15 protein-coding genes are annotated in these 12,453 nt (G+C 67.1%); 10 read left to right on the top strand and 5 right to left on the bottom strand.

Features of this window, described 5'->3' with window-relative positions:
* The first annotated feature begins 160 nt into the window (after positions 1-160).
* From ACWCO2_RS35985 to ACWCO2_RS35975, 3 genes are all read left to right on the top strand, one after another.
* Positions 161-511: a VOC family protein gene (locus tag ACWCO2_RS35985; protein WP_450132279.1), complete on the top strand. Its 351-nt coding sequence runs from the start codon at positions 161-163 to the stop codon at positions 509-511.
* 216 nt (positions 512-727) lie between these two features.
* A complete protein-coding gene (locus ACWCO2_RS35980) occupies positions 728-1,324 on the top strand; it encodes a TetR/AcrR family transcriptional regulator (protein WP_450132278.1) in 597 nt (198 codons plus the stop codon).
* Complete coding sequence (locus ACWCO2_RS35975; protein WP_450132277.1) at positions 1,321-2,988, top strand: FAD-binding dehydrogenase; 1,668 nt, start codon at positions 1,321-1,323, stop codon at positions 2,986-2,988. Before ACWCO2_RS35980 ends, ACWCO2_RS35975 begins: the two co-directional genes overlap by 4 nt.
* Positions 2,989-2,994: 6 nt before the next feature.
* On the opposite strand, the gene ACWCO2_RS35970 is transcribed toward ACWCO2_RS35975, so the two are convergent.
* From ACWCO2_RS35970 to ACWCO2_RS35955, 4 genes are all read right to left on the bottom strand, one after another.
* On the bottom strand, positions 2,995-4,359 hold the full coding sequence (locus ACWCO2_RS35970) for an MFS transporter (RefSeq protein ID WP_450132276.1): 1,365 nt from the start codon (positions 4,357-4,359) through the stop codon (positions 2,995-2,997).
* Positions 4,360-4,450: 91 nt separating this feature from the next.
* Positions 4,451-4,897 (bottom strand): RrF2 family transcriptional regulator, encoded by a 447-nt coding sequence (locus ACWCO2_RS35965; protein WP_450132275.1) that lies wholly within the window; start codon positions 4,895-4,897, stop codon positions 4,451-4,453.
* Positions 4,898-5,025: 128 nt separating this feature from the next.
* Positions 5,026-5,643, bottom strand: a complete 618-nt coding sequence (locus tag ACWCO2_RS35960; protein WP_450132274.1) for a hypothetical protein — start codon at positions 5,641-5,643, stop codon at positions 5,026-5,028.
* A 147-nt stretch (positions 5,644-5,790) separates the two neighbouring features.
* Positions 5,791-6,054, bottom strand: a complete 264-nt coding sequence (locus ACWCO2_RS35955) for a hypothetical protein (RefSeq protein WP_450132273.1) — start codon at positions 6,052-6,054, stop codon at positions 5,791-5,793.
* 150 nt (positions 6,055-6,204) lie between these two features.
* Between ACWCO2_RS35955 and ACWCO2_RS35950 the strand changes: the two genes are divergently transcribed.
* From ACWCO2_RS35950 to ACWCO2_RS35920, 7 genes are all read left to right on the top strand, one after another.
* Complete coding sequence (locus ACWCO2_RS35950; RefSeq protein WP_450132272.1) at positions 6,205-7,047, top strand: helix-turn-helix domain-containing protein; 843 nt, start codon at positions 6,205-6,207, stop codon at positions 7,045-7,047.
* A 16-nt stretch (positions 7,048-7,063) separates the two neighbouring features.
* Entirely contained in the window at positions 7,064-7,318 is a 255-nt protein-coding gene (locus tag ACWCO2_RS35945) for a DUF397 domain-containing protein (RefSeq protein ID WP_450132271.1), read from the top strand.
* 105 nt (positions 7,319-7,423) lie between these two features.
* Positions 7,424-7,876 carry a hypothetical protein gene (locus ACWCO2_RS35940; protein ID WP_450132270.1) on the top strand — a complete coding sequence of 151 codons (453 nt, stop codon included), beginning with the start codon at positions 7,424-7,426 and terminating at the stop codon, positions 7,874-7,876.
* Complete coding sequence (locus ACWCO2_RS35935) at positions 7,873-8,394, top strand: DUF3558 domain-containing protein (protein WP_450132269.1); 522 nt, start codon at positions 7,873-7,875, stop codon at positions 8,392-8,394. Before ACWCO2_RS35940 ends, ACWCO2_RS35935 begins: the two co-directional genes overlap by 4 nt.
* A gap of 13 nt (positions 8,395-8,407) precedes the next feature.
* Positions 8,408-9,988, top strand: a complete 1,581-nt coding sequence (locus tag ACWCO2_RS35930; protein WP_450132268.1) for a PPE domain-containing protein — start codon at positions 8,408-8,410, stop codon at positions 9,986-9,988.
* Between the two features lie 73 nt (positions 9,989-10,061).
* Complete coding sequence (locus ACWCO2_RS35925) at positions 10,062-10,889, top strand: ESX secretion-associated protein EspG (RefSeq protein WP_450132267.1); 828 nt, start codon at positions 10,062-10,064, stop codon at positions 10,887-10,889.
* Positions 10,890-10,982: 93 nt separating this feature from the next.
* Positions 10,983-11,363: a response regulator transcription factor gene (locus tag ACWCO2_RS35920; RefSeq protein WP_450132266.1), complete on the top strand. Its 381-nt coding sequence runs from the start codon at positions 10,983-10,985 to the stop codon at positions 11,361-11,363.
* A 40-nt stretch (positions 11,364-11,403) separates the two neighbouring features.
* On the opposite strand, the gene ACWCO2_RS35915 is transcribed toward ACWCO2_RS35920, so the two are convergent.
* On the bottom strand, positions 11,404-11,802 hold the full coding sequence (locus ACWCO2_RS35915; RefSeq protein WP_450132265.1) for a RidA family protein: 399 nt from the start codon (positions 11,800-11,802) through the stop codon (positions 11,404-11,406).
* Positions 11,803-12,453 lie beyond the last annotated feature (651 nt).

Here is a 12,453-nt window from a genome sequence, read left to right as displayed (position 1 = left end):
CCATCCAACTCCCCAACAGCAACATCAACCACCACAACAACCATGATCCACAACGAACCAATCGAACTGCCGTTGCAGTATTAGGCAAAACTGACCCCTATCTCGCGGCGGCTTCCATTCGTACAAGGCGGTGGGGGAGCGGGGCGGCGAGGATGGGGTGATGGTCAACCGAATCATTCCCTACCTCGCCGGCGATGCCGTCGCGGCGAAGGACTTCTACGTCGACGTGCTCGGGCTCGAGGTCGCGATGGAGGACCCGGTCCTCTGCCTGCGGTCGCCGGAAAACCCCTCGGCACAGCTCATCATCTCGCCGCCGGGCATGGAGAACCCCCAACCCCGCTTCGGAATCGACGTCGGCGAACCATCAGCAGTCGACGCGGCCCACGCCGAAGCGCAACGCCGAGGCCTGCGCATCGTCTACCCGCTGACGAACGAGCCTTGGGGCGTACGCCGCTTCTTCGTCGAAGACGCCACCGGCGCAGTCATCAACGTGCTAGCCCACCTGCCCTGAACGTGCCCGGGAACGGTCACGGCAAGTCTCAGTTCTAGGCAAAACTGACGACCTCGAGAAGCGCCCCGCACGCGGACGACGTTGCGGGGCGCTTCGCATCACTGGTAGCGGATCCGCCGCAGCGTCGCTGCTCCGAGGACTTTCGATACGTCCGCGCATCCGATACGGTCGTGTATCCGGTTTTCGGGAGGTTCCGCGGTGGTTGGGCAGGGGCGGGTGACCAGACGGCGGGGGCAGACCCGGCAGCGGTTGCTCGACGCCGCGCTGGTCGTGTTCGCCGCCGAGGGGTTCGGCAGGTCGACGATCGAGCAGGTCTGCGATCGGGCCGGGTACACGCGTGGTGCTTTCTACTCCAACTTCGCTTCGCTGGAGGAGCTGTTCCTCGCGATGTGGGAGCAGCATTCGCAGCGGATGCTCGCCGAGGTCGGGGCGGCGGTTGATGCCGAGCGGACGGCCGGGGTCGAGGACGTCCGGTCGGCCGTCGAGCGGTTGCTCGAAGCCACGCCTGTGGACGACGACTGGTACCGGATCACCGCCGAGTTCAGCGCGCACGCGCTGCGGAATCCGGCGTTGCGGCGGGTCGTGGTTGCCCGCGAGGAAGCGATCGCGGCGGCGATCGTGCCCGGGGTCGAGGCGCTGCTCAACCGGATCGGGCGGCGGGCCCCGGATCCGGTCGCGCTCGGGCAGGCGCTGATCGCCGTGCACGACGGAACCGCAGTGCAGTGCTTGATGGAACCCGACGATCCGGCCGTGCGGCAGCGCCGGATCGAGCTGTTCGAGCGGGTCGTGCTGGCCTACAGCGTGGAGGGATGAACGTGGACACCGAACCTGACGTGATCGTGGTCGGAGCTGGGCTGGCCGGGCTGGTAGCGACCTACGAGCTGGTTCAGGCCGGCCGCCGGGTGGTCGTCGTCGATCAGGAGAACCGCGCCAACCTGGGCGGGCAGGCGTTCTGGTCGCTCGGCGGGTTGTTCCTGGTCAACAGCCCGGAGCAGCGACGGCTGGGGGTGCGGGACTCCTACGAGCTGGCGATGCAGGACTGGCTCGGTTCGGCCGGTTTCGACCGCGACGACGAGGACCACTGGGCCCGCGAGTGGGCACGCGCGTACGTGCACTTCGCGGCCACCGAGAAGCGCGACTACCTGCACAACCTCGGGCTTCGGCTGACTCCGCTGGTCGGCTGGGCCGAGCGAGGTGGCGGGGTCGCGGGTGGGCACGGCAACTCGGTGCCCCGCTTCCACCTCACCTGGGGAACCGGTCCCGAGGTGGTCCGGGTGTTCGCCGAACCGGTTCTGGCTGCGGAGAAGCGCGGCCTGGTCCGGTTCGAGTTCCGCCACCAGGTTGACGAGCTCGTCGTTGAGGACGGCGTGGTGGTGGGTGTGCGCGGCACCGTGCTGGAGCCGTCCGAGGCCGACCGCGGGGTGGCGTCATCGCGTGATGCGGTGGGCGATTTCGAGCTGCGGGCGAAGGCCGTCGTTGTCTCTTCGGGCGGGATCGGGCACAACCACGAGCTGATCCGGGCGAACTGGCCGGTGGAGCGGATGGGGCCGTGCCCGGAGACGATGATCTCCGGCGTTCCCGCACACGTGGACGGCCGGATGATCGGGATCACCGAGTCCGCCGGCGGGCGCATCGTCAACCGCGACCGGATGTGGCACTACACCGAGGGAATCCACAACTGGGACCCGATCTGGCCGGACCACGCGATCCGGATCATCCCCGGCCCGTCGTCGCTGTGGTTCGACGCGACCGGCAAGCGGATGGCCGCGCCGAACTTCCCCGGCTTCGACACCAACCGGACCATGAAGGAAATCCTGGCCACCGGCTACGACTACTCGTGGTTCGTGCTCACCCAGTCGATTCTGGAGAAGGAGTTCAGCCTCTCCGGATCCGAGCAGAATCCGGACATCACCGGCAAGGACCTCAAGTTCACCCTCGCCAGCCGTCTCGCGAAGGGCGCGCCGGGCCCGGTGGACGCGTTCAAGAACAAGGGTGTGGACTTCGTCGTCGCGGACAACCTGCGCGAACTCGTGGACGGCATGAACGCGATCGCCCGCGGCCCGCGTCTCGACCACGACGTCATCAAGCAGCAGATCGTCGCGCGGGACCGCGAGGTCACGCAGAAGTACGCCAAGGACTTCCAGCTGATGGCGGTGGCCAACGCGCGCCGCTACCTCGGTGACCGGGTGTCGCGGGTGGCCAAGCCGCACCGCATCCTCGACCCCTCGCACGGCCCGTTGATCGCGGTCCGGCTGAACGTCCTGACCCGCAAAACCCTCGGCGGAGTGCAGACGAACCTGGACTCGCAGGTGATCGGTCCGGACGGCGCTCCGCTGCCCGGCCTGTACGCGGCGGGCGAGGTGGCCGGCTTCGGCGGTGGCGGAGTGCACGGTTACAACGCGCTGGAAGGAACCTTCCTCGGCGGCTGCATCTTCTCCGGCCGAGCCGCAGGACGAGCCCTGGCCCGGAGCCTCTAGAGCGCGTCACGGGACGCGGGGGTGCATCCGGAACGCGGTGATCATGGCGAGTACGAGGACCACCGCCATCACCAAGAAGACCTCGGAGAATGCTGCTGTGGCTCCGGCGGTTTGCTGCCGCGCGGCCACCAGCACGCCGAACAGGGCGGGTCCGGTGCCGGCGCCGAGGAACTGGGCGCCCTGGAGGATCCCGAGGCCGATCCCAACCTGCTCGGACGGCAGGGCGCTCGCCGCAGCGCTGATGATCGGGGCGAGCACGAGGATGAAACCGACGCTCAACCCGAGGATCCCGGTCGCGATCGGCACCACCGACGCCGTTGCGGTGGCGAGGAACAGCGCGGACACCGCCATGATCACGAGGCCCACCAGCACGAGCGGCCTCGTGCCGATGCGGTCGGCGAGACGGCCGATCAGCGGTGAGAGGACGGCGACGGCGAGCCCGGCCGGGATCATGACCAGCGCGCCGGTTCCCGGTTCCAGGCCGTAGACGTCGACGATCAGCAGCGGCACGAAGACCAGGCCGCCGAGGTTGACGGACATGGCCAGGAACACGACGAGGACGGCGATCCGGTAGACGCGGTTGGCGAACAGCGCGGGCGGGACGAACGGGTTCGCAACGCGTGCGATGCGCCAGCCGAAGAGCGCGATCGCCGCGGCGGCTACTAGGAAGCTGCCCCACGACGAGGGTGCGGCGAGACCGGCGACCTGCGCTTGGGTCGCGCCGAAGAGCAGGAGCCCGGCCCCTATGCCCAGGAAGATTCCGCCGAGCAGGTCGAACCGGCTCGCGCCTTCCGGAGCTTCGCCCGGCAGCACGCGCCGCGCCGCGGGAAGCAGCACCAACACGGCCACGACCATGACCCAGAACAGCGCGCGCCAACCGAGGAACTGGCCGATCCCACCGCCCAGCGCCGGTCCGGCGGCGGCGCCGACGCCGGCCGCCGCGGAGAGGACGCCGATCCCCATTCCGCGCCGGTCCGCCGGGATCAGCCGGGTGATGGCGACCATCGAGAGCACTGGTATCGCCGCTGCACCGATCCCCATGACGATCCGTCCGAGCACGAGGACGAGCAGATCCGGTGCGAGCGCGCAGATCAGGCTTCCGGTCGCGTAGGCCAGCAGGGCGAAGGTGAACAGCTGCCGCAGGCCCACCCGGTCGGAAGTGCGCCCGTAGAAGGGGATTCCGACCGCGAACACCAGCAGGAAGCCCGTGACGACCCAAGCGAGTTCGGCTTCGGAGGCCCCGAACTCCGCGCCGATCGACGGGAGCATGAGGTTGACCATGTCGCTGGCGATGACCGTGACGAGCAGAGCCGGCAGGAGGACTGCCAGCAGTCCCACCCCCGAGCTGGTCCGTTCGATCGTGGGTGTCATTGAGCGGTGCCTCCTGCGGGCTTTACCGCAACCAATGTGGTTGCAGTTTGGGTGTGAAAAGGGCGGAGGGTGTGCCTCCGCCGTTGCTCGGTTATCGAGCTGGTCGTCCGATCTTGCGTTCGATGGCCAGCACCTGCTGGACCAGGTCGGCGATGGTCGTCCGGCTGAGCCGTTCCTTCATCGCCCGCTCCGCGTCCTGGAACTCCGCTTCGAGCAGTGCCTGCATGTTGCGCCCGACCTCGCACGCGTCGCTGGGCGGGTGGGGGAGCCGCGACAGGACCGGCCCGGCCTCGACGGCGGTGTACGCGTCGTGGAGCGTGATCTCGCGTGCGGTGCGCGCCAGGATCCAGCCGCCGCCGCGTCCCTCGGTGGATTGCACCAGGTCCGCGTCCCGCAAGCTGCCGAGGATGCGCCGCACCAGGACCGGATTGCTCGCGAGGCTGTCGGCGATCTCCGCGGAGGTCAGCGACTTGTCGCTCCAGCGCGCCAACATGGTGAGCGCGTGGATGGCGACCGCACTCCTGCTGCTGAGCCCCACTTCGCCCTTCCTCTCGAACTGCAACGAACGTAGTTGCAGTTCGATCAGGTGTCAATCTGGTGCGCGCAGTGGAGGGGGCGTGAGTGCTCAGACCGGCTGGAACCGGTTTTCGCACTCACGACCGCTGATCACTTGCCAGGGATGCGCCAGATGATCGGCTTCTCGTCGTAGTCGCCGCCGTTGTAGCGCGCCGCGACGACCTCGTCGCCGCTGCCCGCGGCGTCCAGCGTGCAGTTCTCGTACTTCGCCCCGACCTTGTCGAAGTTGCCGGGAGAGGTGCGGTTGCTGCAGTCGGGGGTGTCGCCGGTGATGAACGTCCCGGTGGTGGTCCCGTCGGCTAGCAGCCCGGCCAGCCGCGGCCCGTTCTTGCCGCCCAGGTCGGTGCCGCCGAGGTTCTCCAGCGTGTAGCGGATGTAGTACGGCGTGGCGTCCTTAGCGTCGTCGCCGAAGTTCTGCTCGAAGTAGGCCTTGTCACCGACCTCGACTGCGGTCACGGTGAGCGCGAGAGTGCCCTTGTTGAGGCCGTCGTCGTAGGGGATGACGGCCCGGTCGCCGACGTTGAGCGTCGTGCCAGGAGGAGTCGCCGGCGGAGTCTCGACAGGTGCAGCGCTGGTGGGAGCCTCGGCCGACGAAGTCGGACGCGGACTCTCCGGCTCGGAACCACCGCAGGCGGTGAGCGCGGTCGCAGCGATGGTGGCCAGCAGTCCGAACTGGACTGCCCGACGGCGGGAGTGGTGGCGGATCACTGTGATGAGACTGGGGTCGAACCCAAACGGTTGCCTGATGTGAAAACCATCACGGACCGCAGCGGGCCAAGCCTTGGGCAGGGGAATGCAAGTGCGGATCGAGCGTGGCCGTCGTGGGCGTGACGGCCACGCGTGATCCTGGAGCGGTCAAACCCAGACGAGGTGCAGGTTCGCGCGCCGCGACAAGCGGTGCAGCGCGGCTTCGGGGGACTGGAAGCTGGCGCGCAGTTGACCGGAAGCGCTGACGACGTCGGCGCCTTCTTCGAAGGCCATGCCCCAGTACTCGACGTGCCCGTCCTGCTGGTCGCCAACCTCCTCGCACAACGCGAACACTCGAGGAGCATTCTCCCGAGCGAGCTCTTCAAGGGCGGACATGAACTCCTCCCGGCTCCACGGCGGCAATCCCGACATAACAACCTCCCTGTGATCCAGGTCATGACACTGGAAATGGTGTCGTAAACATTTATGGAGGGCGATAACTCGATCAGGTGCTCTTGATCGTCTCAGTGCTGGTCGGGGTGCAGACTGATCGTGGATTCGTGACTTGTCAGGAGGTTGTCCATGGTGGACCGGCAAGACCCCTCGGCTCTGCGATGGCTCGTCGGCGTCGAGCTGCGCAACTTCCGGATCCGGGCGGGCGAGACCAGCGCCGCGGCAGCTCGGGCGATCGGCTGTTCGCCGGGCAAGATCACGCATCTAGAGACCGGGCGCTACTTCCCGCAGCCTGACGAGGTTGTGGGTCTGCTGAAGTTCTACGGCGCGCCGAATTGGGAGATCGAACGGCTGAACTCTCTTTCTGGTAGGTCGAATCAGAAGACCTGGTGGGCCCCTTGGGTGGATGTTCTGCCCGACTGGCTCAAGACCTACATCGGGCTGGAAGGAATAGCGGAGTCGCTGTTCGCGTACCAAGCGCTGATCGTGCCGGGGTTGATGCAGACCGAGGCGTACGCTGCGGCGCTGACGATGACGAGTGCTCGTGTTCGCCCCGACCACAACGAGCGTCTGGTGAGCTTCCGCATGGCTCGTCAGCGCAGATTGGTCGATGAGGCGCCGCTCCAGTTGAAGATCGTGCTCGAGGAGTCCGTGCTGGACCGGCCGATCGGTGATCGAGAGGTCATGTGCGGGCAGCTTCAGCATCTGCTCGACCTGTCGATGCAGGACAACATCGATCTCCGGGTGTTGCCCACCTCGGTGGGGCCGCACGCTGGGCTCAACGGAAGTTTCATGGTGCTGCGCTTTCCGGATGCGCAGTCGATCGGCTATGTCGAGATCCCGGACGGTGCTGTTTACATCCAGGATCAGGACCAGGTGGCCGCTTACATTCGTTCGGCTGAACGGCTAGCGTCGTCTGCGCTGTCCGAGGATGCCTCGGCGGAGGCGATCAAGGCTCGCCTAGCCGGATAGGGAAAGGCTGCTGGCTATGTCTGGCTGCGTGGTGTGGCGAAAGTCCAGCTACAGCGACAACGGCGCTGACTGCGTCGAGGTGGCCCACGTTGACCGGCAGACGCTCGCGGAATGGGGCAAGAGCAGCTACAGCACGGCCACAGGGAACTGCGTTGAGGTCGCTGGCGGTGATGGAGTCGTGGCGGCTCGGGACTCGAAGGATCCCGGTGGGCCGGTGCTGGTGTTCTCGCGGGCCAGGTGGACGTCGTTCCTCGCTGGTCTGAACGGGTGACGTGCTGACAATCACGTGATCATCTTTCGGGTTTCGCTGCGGGCGGCTTGTCTGATTCGTTAGCTTCACCTTCGGTCGATCGATCGGTGCCGGAGGGGGCTACGGATGGCGGACGCGCAGATGTCGGGTGACCTGGGCGGGGCGATTGGCGGCGCCGCCATGGGCTTCGCTGGCGCTGGCGCGAGGCTGGACGCGATCAAGGGCGAGAACGACAAGCTGGGGCAGCAGATCTCGTCCGGTCAGCTCAAGATGAACCCTGAAGCCGCCAACAAGGCCGCAGACGTGTACGAGCGGAAGGCGCAAGAGATCCAGAAGCTTTCCCGACAGGCCAACGATCTCCAGAAGGTCGAAGGTTTCGGGGAGTACAACTCTGCGCAAGAACTTGCGGGGAAGTTCGGCCAGAAGGCATTTAACGGTGAGACAGGTGCTGCTGACCTGCTGACGAAACTCAGTGAAGAGTTGATCAGGAAGGCGGACCTCTTCCGGGAAGCGGCGAAGGACTACGTTGCTACCGACGAGCAGATCGGTGAGGACATGCAAAGGGGTAGCCAAGCGTGAAGACGTCGTCTCGAACCGTATTTGCTGCATGTGCCGTTGCGGCGGCCCTTGCGGTGGCGGGCTGTGGTGGTCCGAGTTCCGAGGGGGATCCCCCCGTCAAATCCGAGCCGCAGGGGCTCGCCAAGATCGACCCGTGCACGTTGCTGACTCCAGAAGAGCTTGAGTCGTTTGGCTTTGAAGGGCCCGGCGAGCCTGAGACTGGAAGCACCGGTGAGCCGGCCTGTTCCTTCACTGGTCAGCCGTTTGGCGCGACGTTCTTCAAGAAGCAGGACATGACGGTTGAGAAGTACGGCCAGCAGGACACCTGGGCAAAGTTCGATCGACTCGAGGTTGACGGTCGCCCTGCTGCGAGCACCATTGCGAAGGGGTCGACGCAGTCGCGAATCTGCTCGGTGATGTTCGATGCAGGCGGCGGTGTGATTGATCTGACCTTGCAAGAATTCCGTGACAAAGGTCTTGACGAGTGCGGCGAGGCTTTGAAGGTCGCCGAGAAGATCGCGCCGAGAATGCCGAAGTGACCTGGGGGAACTGATGGGGTTTTGGGAGTGGGCTGGCGACGTCAGCAGTTCGGTCGGAGGCGCTGTAGTCGACGGCGTCAAGAACGTGGGCAACGCCGTTGCGGAAACGGCTGGTAAGGCCTACGACGTTGGGGCTGACCTGTTCGGTTACGACTCTCGTGCCGAGACGGCCCGGCAGGAGGCTGCCGAGCAAGCGCAGAAGGACAACGCGGCGCTGCGCGCGGATCTTGAACGCCAGAACCGTTCTCTTACGAGCGGGATGGACGTCGACCCCACTTCGATCACCCAGCAAGAGAACTGGGAGGCCTACGGCCACCAGGAGATCTACGACAAGAACCAGAGCCTGAGCCAGGAAAAGACTGGTCAGGCTGCCGATGGTTGGCGGAAGATCGCTGAGCAACTCCGACAGCTTGGTCCGGAACTGCAGCAGGACGCCGGTTCTGCGATTCAAGGTGGTTGGGAAGGTGAGGCTGCTGACGCGGCCAACCAGTCCTCTGAACCGCTGATTCAGTGGATGTCTGATAGCGGCGACGCTTTTCAGGCTACTGGTAACAAGATTGAGGAAGCTGGGTCTGCTGCTGGGCAGGCCAAGCTGATGGTGCCTGAGCCTGAGGGGCAGCACTACGGGCGCAGCTTTGCGGTGAGCTTGGCCAGTCCTGTTGCTGGTGGGGCCGACGCCGTCGCTCAGATGAAGGAGCGGCAGCAGGCTGAGCGGGCTGCTCAGGAGACCATGGGGCGTGTTCTGACGCCCACCTACTCCAATGTGGACAGTTCTGTTCCGGCGTTCCGTGGCCTCGACGGGGAGCCTGCGACTCCGCCACCGCCACCGCCTCCTCCACCACCGCCGCCGGTCCACCCGCCGAACGTCGCGCCGCCTCGCACCGGCGGAGGCGACCCCTCGGGCGTCAGCCCCAGCGGCGGGAACATTCCTGGTGGCAGCGGCACCTACGGCGGCACACACGGCGGTGGCCCGGGCGGCAGCGGTATCGGGAGTGGTGTCGGTTCGGGCACTACTCCGGCTGGGACCGGCTCGGCGTGGACGCCGAGTAATCCGAATGGTCCGGGCGGTCAGTACGGCGGGCTGCCTGGTACTCCCGGTATCGGCCGCGGTACGGGTGGTGATCCCACCGGTGGCGGCATGGGATTCATGCCCGGCCCGGGCATGGGGCCGGGTGGCGGCGGTGCTGGTGGAGCTGGCATGGGCCGTGGTCCCGGCGGCGTCGGCGCAGGTGGTGCCGGTGGTGCCGGCGGCGGTAAGCCCGGTGGCATGGGTGCTGGTCGGCTCGGCGCGGGTGCTGGTGCCGGTGCTGGCACTGGTGGTCTCGGTGCCGGTGGTCGTGCTGGTGCTGGGGCGCTCGGCGCAGGCGGTGCTGCTGGCGTTGGTGCTGGTGGCGGAGCCGCTGGTGCTGCTGGTGGTGCGGGTGCCGGCGGTCGTGGCGGCATGGGCGCTGGTGGTGCTGCTGGTGGTGCTGGTCGTGGCGGCGGGCAGGGCAGTGAGGACCAGGAGCACGATCGGCCCAGCTGGCTCGAAGAGCAGGACGACGTCTGGCTCGATGACATGCCCAAGACCGCGCCGCCTGTTTTCGGCGCCTGATCAAACCGTTCGTGAGTGGCGGTGGTCGTAACGACCGCCATCGCCGCTCGCGGGAACTTCTGGGGGAGGACGCGTGGCCCTCGTCGGCCGCTGGCAACTGCATCCGCTGCACCTGTACTTGGTGCGCCGGTACCTCGAACTCGACGACCTGACGCTGCCGCTGGAAGGGCAGGCCTACGGCCGCACCCTCCAGCAGCTCGGCGAGGTGGCGCAGCGCGAAGCGCCCACCATGGAGACGCTGGGCATCCTCGTCAACAACGAGGTCGAGCCGGGCTTGGCGCAGGCGCTGAAGGTGCTCACCAAGCCGTACCTGTGGGTCGACTCGCTGTGGTTCCCGAACTTCGAGAGCGATCACACCTGGCGCACGGTCGCCGCGATCACCGAAGGTCAGCGCGTCGTGCTCGGCGTGCAGGGGCCGGGCGAGACCGAGCGCTACGGTGGTCCGCTGATCGTTGAGGTGCACGACAAAGCGCCGTTGCCGCAGGTTCTGCTGCCCACGTTCCCGCCCGCGCCGCCCGGAAACCGGGGTGTGGTCCGGGTGCCGGTGGACTCGTTCCGCCCGCAGGCGCCGGCCGAGGAAACGCCGGACAGCCTGATGCAGGAGGTCACGGAGTCGCGCGGCAGCAGCGGTGACCGGCAGGTCGCGGCCTACCAGGAGATCGGGCAGGCCGAGCACGTGCGCGGTGGGCAGATCGCGGCCAACATGCGCGACCAGCACGGGCGCGTGCGCCGGTCGGAAGTGCTGCGCTGGTTCGACAATGCAGAACCCGACGGCCGCTACCTCGACTACCGCGAACGCGGCTCGTCCGGCGAACAGCTCTGCGTGCTCGCGCCCGCGGACGCCCGGGCGATCGGCACGAAGATCGACCAGCTGATCGCTTCGGCGCGAGGCGGCAAGTAGTCCGCTGTGCGGACGCTCACAGTGCACAGTGGATCGTGAAAGTCCCAGCACAGCAGGTAATATTCCGGCTGCTGGGACAACACGGGGGTGCAGGTGGCGCAGCAGCATCGCGCGGAAAGCGCAGCCGCACACGGACGGCGGTTCGAGCACCTGATCGACGAGCACGCCCAAGTCCTCCACCTGCTCGACGACGCGGCTGCGCTGCGCGGCCTGGCGCGGCGGGTCCGGCGACCCCCGCGTGACGACCGAGCGGCGCCGAGAATGCGCTCCCGCCTCCACGAAACCGGCCTGACCCAACGCGAGTACGACGTCCTCCGCCACGCAGCAGCGGGCCGAACCAACCCGGAGATCGCCGAACAACTCGGCCTGACCCGCCACACGGTGACGGGCTACCTCCGCAACGCGATGCGAAAGCTCAACGCCCGCAACAGGATCGAACTCATCACCAAAGCGGCCAAGTCCGGCCTGCTCTGAACCCGTGAGCACTTCGGGCTGCTATGGCGACCCGAAGTGCTCACGGTGTCACTGCGGCGACTGCGGTGACTTCGAGGAGGGCTCCGGGGACGCCGAGGCCGGCGACTCGCATGGCGAAGACCAGTGGGGCGGCGCCGTCGAGTTCTTCCGCTGCGACGGGGTAGGCGGCGCTGATGTCGGCATCCTCGACCAGGGCGATGTTGAGCTGCACCAGGTCGTGGACGGTGGCATCCGCTGCGGCCAGGGCCGTCTTGACGTTCCGCATGACCTGGCGGGTCTGCGCTGCGACGTCGCCCTCGCCGACCAGCCGCCCGTCGCCGGTGACGGCGTTCTGGCCGCCCACGTAGATGGTGGTCGCCCCTGGCGGGACCACGGCGACGTGGGTGAAGGCGGGGGAGTTGACGAGCCCTTCGGGGCGCAGCAGCGAAATCCGGTCCATGGCGCGGAGCTTGGCACACGCCCCCGACATTCCGGGCGCGATGCCCAGTACCCGGATGCGTCCACCGTCGCCCCCCTCATCTGTGGGGACAGCTCTGCGAGCTGCGTCTCACTCACCCGTTCGTGGAGGCGCACGCAGCGGAGTTCTTGCAGTTCAGAGTGTTTTGGATGGGTGCAGGTGGTGGTTGCGCGGCGAAACTGATGGAGAGGGTGGGGGCATGAACAAGACTTCGAACCTGGCGCTGATCATCGTCGTCGGAGTGGTCGCCGTCGGCCTGCTCCTCCTCGCAGTGACCATGCAGTGACTCCACCGGCCGCGGTCACCCCGGGACTGCAAACCTGCCTGTGGCCTGAATCTTTCGCATGATGTCCATTGGGCCACTCGTTGGCGGACGTCCGCTGTCGCACGATTGCCGTGAAAGGCGAACGAAGCGACCGGAGGGGGCCCCGATGTGGACGTTTTGCTGCTAGAAGCCGCTGTGGCATTCGCGCTGGCGACGTACGCGGTCCGCTGGGGCCGCCGCGGCCGGTGTTGACGGGTCGTGAGTGCGTAGCAGTGTTCGAACACTGCTAACCAACGCGATCGAATATGCCGGCGCCCGGCTCGTCGCGCACGTCCTCGGAATCCTCGTGCGCACGCTCCAGCTCGGGC

It is taken from the genome of Saccharopolyspora sp. NPDC002376 (assembly GCF_053593195.1).
Note: the sequence above shows the minus strand (reverse complement) of the source record. Positions and strands in the feature narration are given on the sequence as shown.